The sequence below is a fragment of the Paenibacillus sp. FSL R5-192 genome (genome assembly GCF_000517845.1).
Classification (GTDB): Bacteria; Bacillota; Bacilli; order Paenibacillales; family Paenibacillaceae; genus Paenibacillus; species Paenibacillus amylolyticus.
On record NZ_ASPR01000079.1, the window covers coordinates 265,877 to 282,071 of the forward strand.

Genomic DNA, 16,195 nt, shown 5'->3' on the forward strand with positions numbered 1-16,195 from the left:
TATACGAAAACGGAGAGGGCAGAACCGATCTGAAGAAGCGGAGCGCTCGCCTTTATACCCGGATTTTAACCATTGAAAGAAATGATTCAAAGAAATCCGGGGATAACAGCGATCGGAAGATGGTACTGCACTCGGAGTGCCCCGTGTAAAAACTTTCGTGCAACTTACATTAATCATCCTCAGGAGGTCGTCTTTCATGAAAAAAAATAAAAAATTGATCCTGCCGCTTGTCAGTATGCTGGTGATGTCCATCCTGCTGTCAGCTTGCGGCGGTGGGGATAACGCGTCATCTGGAGAGAACGGCTCCTCGGGTTCAGGTAAAGTTACGATCAGCTTCATGCACTGGCGTGGAGAAGATGTGGAAGCACTGAACAAAACCATTGACGCTTTTGAGACAGCTAATCCGAACATCAACGTGGAGATGCAGACACTGCCTTCCGATCAATATCAGTCCACCGTACAATCCAAAATCAGTGACGGTTCGGTAGGGGATGTATTTGCATCCTTCCCGGGTGCACAGTTCGAAGCTTTCACCAGAGCCGGCTTGTTCACTGATCTGACTGGATCCTCGTTCCTGTCGGCCTACAATTCAAAGCTGATTGAATCAGGACAGCATGATGGCAAGCAATATGCGATTCCGTACCAACTCGTATATAACGATCCAATCTATAACGTAAAACTGTTTGAACAATACGGCTTGACGCCACCGACCGATTGGGAAGGCTTCCTGGCCCTTTGCCAGAAGCTGAAAGACAATGGCATCATTCCGATTGCTTTTGCCGGAGCTGACATTGGCCCAGGGCAATTCATGAATACGATGGTGATGAACAATGCACCGAGTGACGACATTTTTACCAAAGTAGAAGCGGGCGAAGCCAAACTGACGGATGAGTTTTGGGTGAAAACATTGACTCAAATCAAGGAACTGAACGATAAAGGTTACTTCCAACAGGATGCACTGGGTACCAAAGACCCTGCGGCGGGCGCACTGTTTATTCAAGAGAAAGCAGCGATGCTGGCAAGTGGATCATATCAGTTGGCTCAGAACAAGCAGCAGAATCCTAATCTGGAGCAAAAACTGCTTGCACCAATTACGGTAAGTGCAGATCAAGCGAAGTATGAAGGAGTGCATACCACTACGTTCATGCTCGCGGTGAACAGCAAGTCAAAACATCCGGAAGAAGCGAAGAAGTTCCTCGAATTCCTGAGCAATCCCGATGTAGCGAGTGACTATGCCAACCAGACGGGACAGAATGTAACGGTGAATGATGTGAAGTACGATACGCCTGAGCTTCAGGTAGCCGGAGAATGGGCGAGCAAAAAGACCGTGTTCCAGCCACGGTTCACCATCCTGAACGGAGACAATCAAAAAGCAGTAACCAACTCCATCCAGGCTGTACTGAGCGGCACTTCTCCAGAAGAAGCAGCACAGCAGGCACAAGCGATCATTGATCAGCATATCGGGAAATAAACGATGAAAAACCGTCTTCAGCTATCCCTGTTTCTGATCCCTGGGTTGCTGCTGTACGTTGGATTGTTCGTATTTCCTACATTGACGGGGCTGTTCTATTCCTTTACGGACTGGGATGGGGTATCCCCGTCGTATGCATTTGTAGGGCTGGATAATTACAAGGACAGTCTCAGCAGCATCGTATTCCGCAAAGCCTTTGGTAACAACGTGGAGTTCATGTTAACGGTTGTTATTGCACAAACCTTTATTTCACTTGTCCTGGCCCTGCTCCTGGTACGCAATACCAAGACACGCATTGTGCTTCGGGCGTTGTATTTCCTGCCTGCGATTCTGTCCTCCGTATCGGTTGGACTGATCTGGGCATTTATGTATGATCCATCCATTGGATTGATCAACTACGGACTGAATGAAGCGGGGATGAGCGGCATCGCTCGTAACTGGATTGGTGATCCGAAGATCGCCATCTATTCCATCGCTGCGGTCCAAGTCTGGGCCCATGCTGGACAGATGATGATTGTATTCATCGCAGGTCTGCAAGGCATTCCGGCAGAACTGTATGAAGCGGCTCGCATGGACGGCGGCAGCAAATGGCAGGTATTCCGTACCGTGACCTGGCCACTGCTGGCACCTTCGGCAACGATTGTTGTGGCCTATACGACCATTCAGTCGTTCAAGGCATTTGACCTCATTTTCACCATGACGGACGGAGGACCGAACTACGCAACTGAAATTTTGACAACATATATCTATCATACCGCCTTTGGCAGCTATTCATTTGGTCTGGCTTCTGCCGGTTCCATGATCTTCCTGGTGTTGCTCGCGCTCTTGACGCTGTTGCAGTTCAAGGCACTGCGTGCCGACCGGGTAAGTTATTGAGGTTGATGTTGGAGCATTCATCCTGCAATCGAGGCAGAAGGGAGTTCACATGTTTTTAAAATGGTTCAATCGCCTGATCCTATTGGTGTACGCGCTACTGATTCTGGTCCCGCTGTACTTTGTATTTGTATCTTCGTTCAAAACAAGCAGCAACTTCTTCACCAGTCCATTCAGCTGGCCGGACCCGTTTACATGGGATAACATCACTGGCATGTTCCGCAATCAGCCGATGTGGCAATATTTCGGGAACAGTCTGGTCGTGACGCTCGGTACGGTTGCAATAGAGTTATTGCTGAGTAGCATGATCGCCTACGCCATTGTCCGCTGGGGCGGCAGTGTAGGCAAAATCGTGTTTGCTCTGTTCGTAGCTGGTCTGATTGTTCCTTCCCAAGTGAGCATGCTGCCGATCTATTCCCTTACACGTACACTCGGGTGGTCGGACAGTCTCACGGGATTGATTGTCGTATCCGCGGCTATGCTGATGCCTGTCTCTGTATTTATGCTGACAGGTTTCATGCGCATGCTTAATTCGGAGATTCTGGAAGCGGGCAGTATGGATGGAGCTAGTGAATGGAGACTCTATACGCGAATTGCACTGCCACTGGCTGCACCTTCGCTGGCGGCAACGGCTACGTTCCTGCTCGTCATGGTATGGAATGACTTGCTTATTCCGATGCTGATGCTCAGCAGTAAGTCCAAGCTCACTTTACCTCTCGCGCTTATGCAGTTCCGCGGGGAATACGTGACGAACTATCCGATGATGCTTACAGGTGTGCTGGTAACGGCCATTCCGATGATCGCGTTGTTCCTTCTACTCCAGCGTTACTTTGTAGCAGGTCTGACAGCGGGTTCACTCAAGGGGTGAGGTATCGCAGGAATCGGAGGGAAAAGCTTATTTTGCATTGATTTCTGGAGCATTCTGCATAATAATGATTTAGTGTCAGAATGACTACATAGAGATCAAGGGAGCTATAAGTGATGAGCAAACTGGAAGTATTGCGGAATCCCAAGCAGCGTAAGCTGCTGTTCAGTGCCGGCATGAGTTGGCTGTTTGATGCGATGGAAGTTGGTATGATCTCCTTTATCGTGGCTGCACTCGCCAAGGAATGGAGTCTCAGTCCCGGACAAGTTGGCGTGCTTACGAGTATTAACTCGATCGGTATGGCGCTCGGTGCTTTGCTTGCAGGTGCACTTGCGGACCGTTTTGGACGGAAGGCCATTCTGATGTGGACCTTGTTAATCTTTACGATTGCAAGCGGTCTGTCTGCACTGGCGACTGGATTTGCCGTATTGTGTGCACTGCGTCTGGTTGCAGGTATTGGACTTGGCGGAGAGCTGCCCGTGGCATCTACACTGGTATCGGAGTCGATGCCAACAGCGGAACGGGGACGTGCCGTTGTATTATTGGAAAGTTTCTGGGCAGGGGGCTGGATTGTATCCGCGCTGATTGCGAACTTTGTTATCCCGGAGTACGGATGGAGAATTGCCTTTGCCATTGGTGCGCTTCCGGCGTTCTATGCACTGTATCTGCGTCGTGCCATTCAGGACCCGCCACGGTACAAGAATCATACCAAGCTTCATAAAATCACGTTCCGCGAAAAAGTGGCTACCGTCTGGTCAGCACCACATCGCCGTACAACGTTGATGCTCTGGATTTTGTGGTTTACCGTCATTTTCTCTTATTATGGTATGTTCCTGTGGCTGCCTTCGGTTGTAATGGCAAAAGGATTCACGTTGGTTAAAAGCTTCCAATACGTGCTGATCATGACGATCGCACAGTTGCCAGGCTACTTCACCGCGGCGTACTTCATTGAACGTTACGGGCGCAAGTTCGTACTTGTTGTGTATCTTACCTTGACTGCATTCAGTGCGATTGCGTTTGGACTGGCGACAACGGAAGCGACGATCCTGACCGCAGGAATCTGTCTTTCCTTCTTCAATCTGGGAGCCTGGGGTGGTCTGTACGCCTACAGCCCGGAATTGTATCCAACTTCCGTTCGTTCGACAGGTGTTGGACTTGCCACATCGGTTGGCCGAATCGGGGGCGTACTGGCTCCATTAATGGTCGGTATGCTGGTTCAGCGCGAAGTAGCGATCAGCCTAATTTTCACAATTTTCTTCGTGACAATCCTCATTGGCGCAGCAGCTGTACTGTTCTGGGGCCGGGAAACGAAGGGCCAGGAACTTGCTGAGTAATTGTCAATAAATACAACGCAACTTTTGTACGGGTCTGCCTGCCTACGGAAATAACGGGTTGGACAAGCGGTATATGGTTGATACAAGAAGGGGCATGACCATGGTGTGACCATGGGCTCATGCCTCTTTTTGTTATGTTCAGCGTCGTTTTTTCACTGCGTCATCGGTCCGATAGACTTCATTTTTTCTATATCCTATAATGACACTCGGGATGTCCAACCGTGAGGATTCAGGAGGAAGATGTGGGATCTGGATTCAGAAAAGTGGAGGTTAATGGAATGTTGAAGAATAATATTGGAATGGATCAACCGAATGAAATCAATGAAAAGAATATGATAAGTGAATTAGATAGCGTGAGTGAGATGAAAGAGATGAAGGTGGTTAGCCATATGAACAGTAATGAACGCACTACAGTTGATAGCACGAATGAGGGGTTAGATCTGTTAACGTTTGCTGACAACATGGAACCTATCACTGTCAGTCGGAAAGTCACTCATGGGAAGGGGAACATGGCTGGCAAAAGAGCGGGGCGGGTCAGCATGCTTCTCGGTGCCTGCGCATTGACGCTGGGATTAACCGTGGCAGCTCCTTCTGCGGGAGCACAGAAGTTGGAACAGGGCGTTCGTAGCGAGCATGTGCTGCAATTGCAGGAGCAATTAAGCGATCTGGGGTACTTTGACGCAGGATTGACCGGTTATTACGGTACGATTACCAAAGGTGCTGTCCGCAAGTTCCAACAGGCGCAGGGGCTGAGTGCAGACGGCGTTGCAGGTCCAGCGACGCTGAACAGGCTGAACAAAAAGGCCAAAGCCGAAGGCGAGACACTGCGCCAGTTGGCGAAGCTGATCCATGGTGAAGCGCGCGGCGAATCTTTTGAAGGGCAAGTCGCTGTAGGAGCGGTTGTGTTGAATCGGGTACATTCGAGTGAATTCCCGTCGTCTATTTCGAAGGTTATTTTCCAGAAAGGGCAATTCACGGCTATAGACGATGGCCAGTTTAATACCAAGCCAACCCAGACCTCTTACAGGGCTGCTCGCAAGGCTTTGAACGGTGCTGATCCGACGAACGGAGCGCTCTATTATTACAATCCGAAGATTGCCACTTCGGTGTGGAGTAAGAGCAGGCCGACGCTGCTGACGATTGGTCAGCATGATTTTACGAGATGAGATAGTTTGAGTTTATAGATAGAACAAATGTATTTTCTTAATACAACAAGCAACCCCGGCTGTATGCTGCTCATCTGCAGGTACATGGCCGGGGTTTAATAATTATTATATCGTGGAAAAATGGTATCTTAAAATTGAAGAAAATATAAGTTTAATATTACTTCTGGACCGTGAAAGGGATATTCAATGAAGTAGGCTCTACAATGGTTTCTCCAGTATCATAGTCATAGATTCTATTGAAAACCAATTCAATGGATTCCAGCTTGTCGGGGTCATCTGTGTATACTAAACCATAGCCCATATTATCCATGACTACGCCGTCATATTGATGATAAACATAGGGTTTTCTCATGAAATTACGATCCGCTGAGATGGGTTTGCCAGTGTTCGGATGGATGGAATTCAAACCGTAAAATCCGATATTTTGATCCGTTGTATTTTCCACACTGTAGATGATTTTGATATAAGTTATTTTAGGACCGATATCTTCTTGATTCAGAATAGAAATGTTTTTACGAGTATCATCTGGAATATCACTAGCCTCTAATAATTGAGCATCCATCATATGAATAGTTAAAGGGCCGAATTCAATACTTTGCTTCAGAGGGACAGTTTTTAACAATTTTAATTGTCCGCCGTAATCAAATGTACCTGTATCTCCGGATTTGGATAGAAGCGGTGGTAGTGCGCTTTCCAAAAGCTTGTCCTGAAGAATTTTAGCGGCCTGCTCAAATTGATTATAGTCTGGTTCAAGTCCTTTGTATGTTAGTTCAGAACGGAAAGGCTTTAAACCGGATTCCAAGACAAGTTCAGAATAAGCAGGGTGAGGCTGTAACGGATTGACTTCCAGTTGTGTAGATGTGGCATCATTGGAGCTGTCTGAACCGCCCAAAAGTGCGAGAGCGAGCAGTAGTTGAACAATAAACATAAGAAGCGGCACCCTTTCTCTTAGACCCTATTAATTTAAATGCATTTTATTTATAATCATAACAAAACAGATCATGGTGACTCATGAGAATATCGACCCAACTTCAGGTAATAGCATATTGACAAGTTTTGATCTGATATAGTAGCAAGGGCCTATTCCTAATAAGCGGGTTCAATCAGTTTGGTGAATTTCGGATCATTAGAATATAAATTAAAGTTAGGGTGAGTAAAATGAAGTTGCTAAAGACCTCATTAGTTATAATGGTAGTAGTGGTCATTGCTTCTTTTTCATGGTATGGCTCTTATAAGAGTGACATGAAGAAGCTGGAGGATGAATTGAGAACATATTTAACCGTCGAAAAAGGAATAGATGAGAATACGATTATAAGCATCACCGCTCGTCGAAGCAAAATGCCGATGTATCCTGTTGTCGTCAAATTCAAGGACAATCCGCAGGAATATATCTACAACTTTACAGATGAATGGATTCAGCTGACTCCTAATCCGAATGAATAAAGCAATCATACTTACTAAGACAAAAGAAGATATTATGCTTCACCATTTGATTCGCCTGTCCAATCCTGGAAAATGGATAACGATAAAAACAACGGTAGATTAAGGATGGATTAACACGATGAGAATTATCATATTACCAGCTAAAAAGATGAAGATCGACACCGATCTTATGGCTATCGCGCAGATGCCGCAATTTATAAATTACTTATATTCAAACACGAAAAATACCTCAGCAGATCAAAGATTGGCTAACTAAAAAAGGGATTGGATTCAAGGGATTTTTAGATTAAAGATAAGGGGGATTTTGCATGTCTGTTTCAATATCCATTGAAATAAGTTTATCAAAGCAAATCTCAAGAATGACTATTCTTCGCAAACTCGAAGATTTCGGTTGGTCTTATAACGATCAAGGAAAAGTAACTTATCTACCGATTGGAGATGATAATTACTTTAATTGGCAGAATAAATCAATTCCTCTAGAGGAGTTACTAAAGATTTTAGTCATAAAGGATAATCAAAAAGAATTAATTGGAGTGGCAATGACTTGGAAAGATACTGATGTAGGGGGAACATTTTTAATTAAAGAGAATGGTACCATACTTATGAGTCCTGATATCAATCGAAAAGTCCTTGATGTAGAAAGTTATAACAGTATAACTGACGTAAATTGGTATGTAACTAAACTAATACCTGTATTTGGTCAATTATTTGAGTCTATGTCTTATAATGAACATGTATAATATAATTTCCTACGCTTAAACCTTGGGGCAATGTCCTTAAGGTTTTTTCTTTTTGGCCGATAGAATTGAAGTTTCTAAAAGGATCACTGATTGTACTTATATTAGTTGTCATAGCTTCTGTCACATGGTACGGCTCATATAAAAAGGATATGAAGGAGCTTGAAGATGGTTTAAGAAACGTATTTAATCGTTGAAAAGGGTATGGATGAACATGATATTATTAGCATCACCGCTCGTCGAAGTAAAATGCCACAGTATCCTGTAGTCGTCAAATTGGAGGATAACCCACAGGAATATGTATACACCTACAGAGAAAAGCAATGGGTACAACTATGGCCTGATCCATAATAGCCAGATGAATTATTGATCACTTTCTTTTATCGGAATAACCGGGTACAGGATGTCACTGACTCACCATTTTCTTCACTAATTAACCTAATAGTAGTTTAAGCACGGAACATCCTTGAAACCTAATACGAATTTACAAAGTATATATAAAGAAGGATATAATTAGTTACCATTTATAAATTTGTACTCGGTTACATCCATAGAGGGGAGGACGGATATGCCATTTATTGGGGGAATCATTTTAATTTTTATCCTAGCATTTATTCTATGGTCATTAATGTTCCCGCTATTCAATAAAATAGGTAGTAGAATTTTGAAGAAATACAATAAATTCAAACAAGAGGAGAATGGTGATGAAAAATTCAAAGACGTTTAGGGTAGGGGCAATTGCGGTTGCATTAGTTATTATTGTGGGAGTGCTAATGGTGACCTTCTTTTTAACACGAATTCCTAATGGATATGTTGGGGTCGTTTATTCACCAAATGGAGGCGTAAAAGATAGCACACTGAGTCAAGGGTGGAAACTCGTTGGAGCGTTTGATAAAGTGACGAAATATCCTATCCGAATTCAAACGGTGGAATACAGAGATATTCAGATTGCTACTTCTGACGGGAAAAACATCACAATCGATTTTGCTTACAACTACCAAGTAGAACCAAGTAAAGTATCTTCTATCTTTAATACATTTGGGCCAATTAGCATTCAAGAAATTGAGGATACATATCTCAAAACACGTTTCCGTGACGCAGCTCGTAAGGGGATTTCCAAGTTTACAGTCATTGATGTTTATGGTGAAAAGTCATCCGAAGCAGGAGTAGACGTGCAACAACGTTTTTCTGATGACGTTAAAGAATTAGGCTTTATTGTATCCAACGTTACTGTAGGTGTTCCTCAACCTGACGCCAAGACTCAGGAAGCAATCGATAAGCGTGTTGAAGCTTCTCAAGAACTGGAACGTAAAACGACTGAACTGGAGATCGCCAAGAAAGAAGCAGATCGCAAGCGTGTGGAAGCGCAAGGTAATGCAGACAAACTATTGATCGAAGCAGAAGGTCAGGCTAAAGCAAATAAAGAGCTTCAACAATCATTATCGAGTCAACTCGTTGAATATGAAACCATTAAGAAATGGGATGGAGCACTTCCCTATGTAAGTGGGTCAAATACGCCAATGATTCAATTGCCGACTACAAAAACAGAGCAAAATAGCGGCGGGGGGAGCGTATCTCCCTAATAGCGGTTTGAAATGCATCCCTTGCTTTCTCACCAATTGAATGTGTTGAATTCTAATGAACAAGCCGGTCCAATCGTGGGCTGACTTGTTCATTTTAAGTCTTTTCAAAGGTACCATGAGGGATTTAGTTAAGCCTTGGCATTGGATTCGCCTGTCCAATCCTGTACAATGGATAACGACAAAAACAACGGTAGATTAAGGATGGATCAGCACGATGAGAATTATCATATCACCAGCTAAAAAGATGAAGATTGATACCGATCTTATGGCTATCGCACAGATGCCGCAGTTTATAAACGAGTCAGAACAGCTATTGAGTCTGCTTCAAAAGTTATCCTATGACGAACTCAAAGCGATGTGGAAGTGTAACGATGCAATCGCCGAACAGAACGTGGAGCGGATTCAGAATATGAATATAAAAGCAAATCTTACACCAGCCATCTACGCCTATGAGGGCATTCAGTATCAGTATATGGCTCCAGGTGTTTTTCAAAATGAGGAACTGGCGTATCTTCAACAGCATTTACGTATATTATCCGGTTTTTATGGCATGTTGCGGCCTTTGGATGGGGTTACCCCTTATCGGTTGGAGATGCAGGGCAAGCTGCAAGGTCCGGGTTTCAAAACGCTCTATCAATTCTGGGGTAGCAAACTCGCAGATCAGCTTCAATCAGAAAGCAACTACATCCTAAATCTGGCTTCCAAAGAGTATAGCAAAAATATTTTACCTTTTCTGAGTGAGGAAACCCGATTCATTACTTGTGTATTCGGACAGATGATCAATGGGAAGCTTGTCGAAAAGGCAACCTGGGCCAAAATGGCCAGAGGTGAAATGGTGCGTTATATGGCAGAGCACAAGATTACAGATGTGAAAGACGTAAGCAACTTTGATCGGTTGAACTTCGCTTTTTCAGAAGAACGATCCGACGAGAGTACGTATGTATTCATACAAGCAGAGGGAAAGTAGCCTGCTGTACAACGGTGGGTTCCTATACAAATTTCGCCCTTTAATGTCACAACAAGAAAAGACGCAGGGGATGTATATCCCTGCGCCTGATCAAGAATCAAATCCATGTCCAAAGCTGCTGAGCCTTTGGGCTTACTTCCCGTATTCCTCATGATAGAACCAGGATAGCCAATTCCTCCGATATACATATTACATCCTTCCTGTTAACGAACATTAATCCAAGCGGTCCACTGTGTTGGAATATTAATGGAATAGACCGTACCTACAAATTGTCCCCCTGTAGTAGGCGCTTCATAAACCCAAGAATAGGCCCAAGCATCTACGACACGATCACCGTCCAGATCAATAGCTTCAGACCAGTTGTTAGTCATTGTATTGCCGGCGAGTGTGCCGTAGTGACTGCTGTCATAACCGATCTGGAAAGTAATACACTGAATCCAAGCCCCACCATGATCATTGGTCGTGGAGAGCGGGTTGTTATTGAAGCCGTAAATTTCTTGACCGCCATTCGGAGATACGACACCATATACATTAATGTGAGATACTTTCGGAGCAGGCGCAAACAGAACTGGACCACCCGCATTATCAGCCTTCTGCGATTCAAATTCAGCCTTAGCCGCTTTCACAGCTTCACGGAATTCCTTGGAATTAATAATTTCTTCCTTTGTCATAGGTTTGGCTTGAGTCTCATCACCGTCTGCATAGGCAGCTACATTAAATGAAAGCACTAGAACAAGAATAAGAGCTAAACTAATCAATTTTCTCATAGCAATAAATTCCACCTTTCTTGTTATGGGGATTCTTTTACAAAAAACATGTGGTTACGACAAATAGACCTGCTTGCAGATTAAAGCCTCTTGCCCTCCTCTCTTTTAAAGATGGTTCTTCCCCTTTTTTCTTTACTGAAAAAGAATTTAAGGAGGTAGAACTCTACAGGCTAGAAAACTCTATGAAGTAGGAATGTATATGTAAAATGAATGCCTGCCAATGATTATGTGTTGCAGACAAAATGTAAAACTCATTTATACGCATTGATATCTTAGCTATGATAGGCTCTGATACCCATCTTGATAATATAAGATTCCAAAATAAATATTTAAATTGTAATATATTCCATTTATACAAACATATAGTACACCTAATCGTCCGCACGAGTCAAGTTTATAAATTAATTCTATTACTTATCAAAAATAGATCTTAAAAGACAAAAAAAGCCTAACCCCTCAGTATCTTAAACGAGGAATTTGGCTTATGATCTTCAGCTTAAACAGTCGCGTCCGATTGGTGATTAGAATAATGATTTATTTGTCCATTTATAAGTAATGAATTTTAACATTTGCCCATTCATTTCAAATTCTTTATCACTAGTTTCAATATGCTCGAATCCGTTTTGCTTTAAAACTTTTTGAGATGCTATATTGTTGGTGGTTGTTTTTGCCTTAACTTCTTTTATATCTAAATCAACTATTGTATTGAGTAATAATTTTAATGCTTTTTTAGCAACACCTTTTCCAGTGTGGATTTGTCCCACTCTATAGCCAAGAAATCCTATTTTATCGGAATCATCAATATCAACTAAATTTATTCTTCCAAGAATCGAGTTATTTTCGTCTTTTATTAAATAAAAAAAGGAGAGTCCTTTGACTTGTTCATCAAGTAGAGATTCATTCCTTAATTTAAAAACCTCAGGTATGTAATAATCATCTCCTCGAGACGGTACCATTTCCTCGAAAAAAATTCTGTTTTCAATTTCGAATTCATACAAGTCTTCAATATCTGTGACTTTTAACTTCTCAATTACTATATTCATGATCTTCCTCCAATCAACTTGAATGCTAAATACTACGAATCTGCTTATGTAAACTATAATCTGCACCAAATTTCATTTTGTTCTAAATCCTTTTTTTTTTGAATATCTTAAAAATATTGAATTTAATGAAATTAAGTTTTTGTGAAACTGGTTAATTCACTTTTAAGTAAAGGAAGCTTAGCGGACAATGATTGGGTAACAGCCGGGAGGACATACAAAAACTGAAATCTTTATCATATGACCCGGACTGGTGCTATAAGAACCCTACTGACTAGCTTATAAGAGATAATAATGTGATGAAAAGTTAAAATACAACTAACAAAGAATATTTAATAATGTAATCTCTTGACAAGCATTCAAGAATTATTTTGTGTTGATCTTTGTCAAGCATTGGTCTTAACTAATGGAAATGCTTGAACCTTCGCTATCACTATAAGAAACAATAGCCCTCGACAGCTGTATTCAGCAGTGGGGGCTGTTGTTTCTTAATCCATCAATCATTAGGTAATAGCCTTTGTTTCAGTTTTAGACTAGACATTACATCTTAGTTCTTTAGTTCTGACTAGTAAATAAATTTGTCTAATTCTGCATCAGTCATTGCTTTATTACTGTACAAGTAAGGGATGGCATCATGGTAATCAGTTAAAAAAGACTGGTCCCGTTCTGACTCTTCATTAATATATTTATATTTCCAGTTACGATCTTCTTTTGGTATTGCAAATCTGAGTTCTTTCTTGGTGGTCCGATAACGAATTTTCCCTTTTGGGTTAATATATGCGGTTTCTTTTTTAGCCCTTTCTAGAATTACACGCATTAAAAATTGATTCGCACCAAAGTGATACTTTTTTCTAACGATATTTTTTGGAGTTAATAGAATCTTGTTATTTTCATAACGATAGCAAGGGGCTGTTACTTTTTCCCATGATGATGAGACGAAATTCCACGTATCAAAGGTGTCTTCTGAATTTGGCTGAACATTTCTAATAGCTAGTTGTTCTAGAGTAAATGTATTCATTTGGAGATGCAGAATATTAGTTATCATATCTGAAAGACCATCTTCATTAAAACCTGGTATAGTAACAGGTAAATCCATCGCTTTTGCAATAGAGGGTACACTCACAGTCAAATTTTCCAGATTTTTAAAAGTTACTAGCAGACCTTCTGCTGTATTTCCGTGACCATTATCTCCCTTACCATAACCTAATTTTGTAAAATTAATTTCTCTTGCGCAGGATAGTAACTCTAGTTTTTTAGGTGTATCATTGTTACGATACGCTTCATAAAATTTATTGAAAAAATCATCCAACAATTTGGTTGCGTTGCTGTACCAAGGTCCTTGTTGAATTTCTATTAAACAAGGGTCGATAAACAATTTTTGATCATCTAATACATTGATATCCACGAATTCAAAATGAGAATGTCCAGTTCTAGCATGGTTAAGAAGTTCGGAAATATGTTTTTTCATATAACCCCCGTTCTAGTGCTCATGCACTAGGATAATAGTATAGCTCTTAGGTTGAAATTACTATTACACAATTCTACTTTACAATATTATACATGATTCTACAATAAGCTTGGTGAGCAATTACCCTAGACAGATTTGGCCTTATAATATTGTTTGATGCAGGTTAGATGAGATAAAGGTATGTATTTTCCTCTTAACACAAAAAACACTAGCGGTTTTCCCGCTAAATCCGCATTTCACCTCATCCCTTGAGTTACAATCTCCCTGAGGTGACCATACCATGAAGGATAACATGTCAAACCTGATCGAAGATCTGTTTCACGGGAACTTGCGATTGGACGAGTCGATTCATCCTGAGCAGGCTGAGTATCAGGAGATCAATCGCCAGATATCGGACCTGATGCAGGGTTACAAAACACAGCTTACCGAGAACGAATACGATGCCTTGGAACAACTGATCGACTTAATCGGACAATCCACATCTATGTATGTGGAAGCAGCGTTTGAGCAAGGTTTTCGCACAGGCGGCAGACTCATCATTGAGGTTTTAGGCAAAACGTGAGTATCTATTTATCTCATAAGCCAGCAGACAATACACAGCAATTCAAAAATCCCCTCCTCCATTACCACCGCTTAGGCGGAATGGGGAAGGGGATTTTGCTTTTAAATTATTCTTTTATCTTATTTACTCACATACCTACCGTGCCCCAATATTCGTACCCGATGGCGTACCCGAGCCGATCAGATCACTGCCGTTCGCAAGCTTCAGGAAATTACCCAAGACAGGTGTTCCGTCCGCGCTACGCGTTACAGAAGGCACGAGGGAGACAAAGTCGGCTGCGCTGGCGAGCAGGCCTTTGGCGTTCTCGCTTTTTTTGTTCTTCCACCAGACGTTGGTGCTGCTGACGTCGGTTCCGCTTGTTTTGTCACTGGCACCGCCTTGGAAAGACAGGTTGTTGGTGAAGATATGGGTGCCTATATCAAAGGCAAAGTTGCTTTGCCCGTTGTTCCAGGAGGTGTTATTTTTCATCTGGATCGAACCGGGATTGCTGTTGTATGTGAAACCGTGCTTTTTATTATTAAACGCAATGCTGTTCTCAACGATATGATTCACTGCAATCTTCTCACCGCCCAGCTTGAAGCCGTTGCCATCGCTGTTGGAGGTGGAAGTGCCGTCTGATGTTGCACCGTTCGCGTAGGCGATGCTGTTGCGGATCGTAACCGCGCCGATGGCGCCTGTGTCCGTTTTGCTATACAGATCCCAGCCATCGTCCACGTTATAGGCCGCAATACAGCCGTCGAAGACATTGCCTGGGCCTACGGTCAGTTTGGCCGCAAAACCGTCGGCATCCTCGCCGTCATCCGGGTCATAGTTGTTATGGGAGTATGAACGAATCACCTCATTATATGCAGGCCATTCACTCTTGGCGGCTGTGGAAGCATAACGTCCCATTTGAATACCCGTATCCCGGTTGTGATGAGCTTCGATCTGCTCCAGACGGTTGTAACTGCCTCCGATGAAGATGCCGTTGTCGCCTGCACCCTTCACCTCAAGCCCTTTGACGAACCAGTAGTCTCCGAACATTTGCAGTCCACGATTGGTGGAAGCGAAGGCTTGGGCTGAGAAATCAAAGACCGGTTTTTCCGATCCATACGCCACCAGGTTTTTACGTTGGCTCGATGTGCCGCTGTTGCCACGTTCAATGGTAATGGTCTGGGAGAAGTTATAGTTACCGCCGCGTAGATAGATCGTTTTGCCTGGTGCGATCTGGGTCAATGCGTTAGCCAGTGACGTTGGACTGTTGAGGGTGCCCGGATTGCTGGCTGAGCCGTTAGGCGCGACATAGAGATCACCCGCAGCAAGTGCGATATTCGAAGTCGCCACCGATTCAGAGGGATTTTGCAAGCTGCTCTCGATCAGTTCCTCAGCACCGGCCGATCCACCACCAATTAATAATAGAGGGAACGCGGCACTCAGACAGATATGGGCCATTTTGGATTTGAGGGAGCGTTCCTTCAGAGAACGTGCAGATCGTGCAGATACATGAGTGGATGTGGATGGGAATAATTTCATTACGTAAGCCTCCTTGGTTAATTGGGAATAGAATGAAGAGCATGTGGTAGCCGTGTACCAGACCGTTACCTATGAGATAGGTCATGCCGGCTGGTTAGATGTAATCTCTAGGACACAGCTTTATGGTAAATGTTGTAAGCGTTATCATCAATAATCATCTGATCAGATGGAGGTACATGCAGGCAGGTCAGGCCTGCAAGCTTCCAATGCCTGTAATATCACGTGAATTATGTAATCTTTCCATTGGGTGATAGCTCTCATTTAACGAAGAATCATCTGAAATGAACGTAGAGAAGTACGCTTTTCCATCCCACGAGCACAAGTCTTACCTTCGATCCACTCCTATGAACTTCTTTTAATTTAAAATACATAGCTGCATGTATCCTGAAGTGGAGATTACACTCAAG

Annotated in this window: 17 protein-coding genes; 12 read left to right on the forward strand and 5 right to left on the reverse strand. The window is 43.0% G+C overall.

The features are described from left to right. Positions 1–196 precede the first annotated feature (196 nt). From C161_RS30770 to C161_RS30790, 5 genes are all read left to right on the forward strand, one after another. Positions 197–1,471, forward strand: a complete 1,275-nt coding sequence (locus C161_RS30770; protein ID WP_036674930.1) for an ABC transporter substrate-binding protein — start codon at positions 197–199, stop codon at positions 1,469–1,471. Positions 1,472–1,474: 3 nt separating this feature from the next. Next, complete coding sequence (locus C161_RS30775) at positions 1,475–2,347, forward strand: carbohydrate ABC transporter permease (RefSeq protein WP_127545502.1); 873 nt, start codon at positions 1,475–1,477, stop codon at positions 2,345–2,347. 49 nt (positions 2,348–2,396) lie between these two features. Next, positions 2,397–3,212, forward strand: a complete 816-nt coding sequence (locus tag C161_RS30780; protein ID WP_036674932.1) for a carbohydrate ABC transporter permease — start codon at positions 2,397–2,399, stop codon at positions 3,210–3,212. Positions 3,213–3,325: 113 nt separating this feature from the next. Next, entirely contained in the window at positions 3,326–4,543 is a 1,218-nt protein-coding gene (locus C161_RS30785) for an MFS transporter (RefSeq protein WP_036614537.1), read from the forward strand. Between the two features lie 278 nt (positions 4,544–4,821). Continuing rightward, a complete protein-coding gene (locus C161_RS30790; RefSeq protein ID WP_235193985.1) occupies positions 4,822–5,709 on the forward strand; it encodes a cell wall hydrolase in 888 nt (295 codons plus the stop codon). Positions 5,710–5,866: 157 nt separating this feature from the next. Here C161_RS30790 and C161_RS30795 read toward each other — a convergent pair whose 3' ends face one another. After that, on the reverse strand, positions 5,867–6,637 hold the full coding sequence (locus C161_RS30795; RefSeq protein ID WP_036674933.1) for a hypothetical protein: 771 nt from the start codon (positions 6,635–6,637) through the stop codon (positions 5,867–5,869). A 260-nt stretch (positions 6,638–6,897) separates the two neighbouring features. Here C161_RS30795 and C161_RS30800 point away from each other — a divergent pair, with 260 nt between their 5' ends. The 6 genes from C161_RS30800 to yaaA all read left to right on the forward strand — a co-directional run bounded on the left by C161_RS30800 (position 6,898) and on the right by yaaA (position 10,439). Next, positions 6,898–7,152, forward strand: coding sequence for a DUF3139 domain-containing protein (locus C161_RS30800; protein ID WP_235193986.1), 255 nt, complete (start codon positions 6,898–6,900; stop codon positions 7,150–7,152). A gap of 308 nt (positions 7,153–7,460) precedes the next feature. Beyond that, positions 7,461–7,892, forward strand: coding sequence for a hypothetical protein (locus tag C161_RS30805; protein ID WP_036674935.1), 432 nt, complete (start codon positions 7,461–7,463; stop codon positions 7,890–7,892). 201 nt (positions 7,893–8,093) lie between these two features. Further along, on the forward strand, positions 8,094–8,240 hold the full coding sequence (locus C161_RS33275; protein ID WP_235193987.1) for a hypothetical protein: 147 nt from the start codon (positions 8,094–8,096) through the stop codon (positions 8,238–8,240). A 217-nt stretch (positions 8,241–8,457) separates the two neighbouring features. Beyond that, positions 8,458–8,616: a hypothetical protein gene (locus C161_RS32850; RefSeq protein ID WP_165789856.1), complete on the forward strand. Its 159-nt coding sequence runs from the start codon at positions 8,458–8,460 to the stop codon at positions 8,614–8,616. After that, positions 8,594–9,472, forward strand: coding sequence for a prohibitin family protein (locus tag C161_RS30810; RefSeq protein ID WP_083669817.1), 879 nt, complete (start codon positions 8,594–8,596; stop codon positions 9,470–9,472). Before C161_RS32850 ends, C161_RS30810 begins: the two co-directional genes overlap by 23 nt. Before the next feature lie 214 nt (positions 9,473–9,686). Beyond that, positions 9,687–10,439 (forward strand): peroxide stress protein YaaA, encoded by a 753-nt coding sequence (gene yaaA / locus C161_RS30815; RefSeq protein ID WP_036674937.1) that lies wholly within the window; start codon positions 9,687–9,689, stop codon positions 10,437–10,439. A 203-nt stretch (positions 10,440–10,642) separates the two neighbouring features. Here yaaA and C161_RS30820 read toward each other — a convergent pair whose 3' ends face one another. The 3 genes from C161_RS30820 to C161_RS30830 form a co-directional block, all read right to left on the reverse strand. Next, entirely contained in the window at positions 10,643–11,206 is a 564-nt protein-coding gene (locus C161_RS30820; protein WP_036674938.1) for a DUF4879 domain-containing protein, read from the reverse strand. A gap of 521 nt (positions 11,207–11,727) precedes the next feature. Then, entirely contained in the window at positions 11,728–12,249 is a 522-nt protein-coding gene (locus C161_RS30825) for a GNAT family N-acetyltransferase (protein ID WP_036674940.1), read from the reverse strand. A 562-nt stretch (positions 12,250–12,811) separates the two neighbouring features. Then, positions 12,812–13,714 (reverse strand): hypothetical protein, encoded by a 903-nt coding sequence (locus C161_RS30830; protein WP_036674941.1) that lies wholly within the window; start codon positions 13,712–13,714, stop codon positions 12,812–12,814. A gap of 280 nt (positions 13,715–13,994) precedes the next feature. Here C161_RS30830 and C161_RS30835 point away from each other — a divergent pair, with 280 nt between their 5' ends. Beyond that, a complete protein-coding gene (locus tag C161_RS30835) occupies positions 13,995–14,276 on the forward strand; it encodes a DUF6809 family protein (protein WP_051450043.1) in 282 nt (93 codons plus the stop codon). Between the two features lie 135 nt (positions 14,277–14,411). Here the strand turns inward: C161_RS30835 and C161_RS30840 are convergent, their stop codons facing one another. Next, complete coding sequence (locus C161_RS30840; protein ID WP_036674943.1) at positions 14,412–15,788, reverse strand: right-handed parallel beta-helix repeat-containing protein; 1,377 nt, start codon at positions 15,786–15,788, stop codon at positions 14,412–14,414. Positions 15,789–16,195 lie beyond the last annotated feature (407 nt).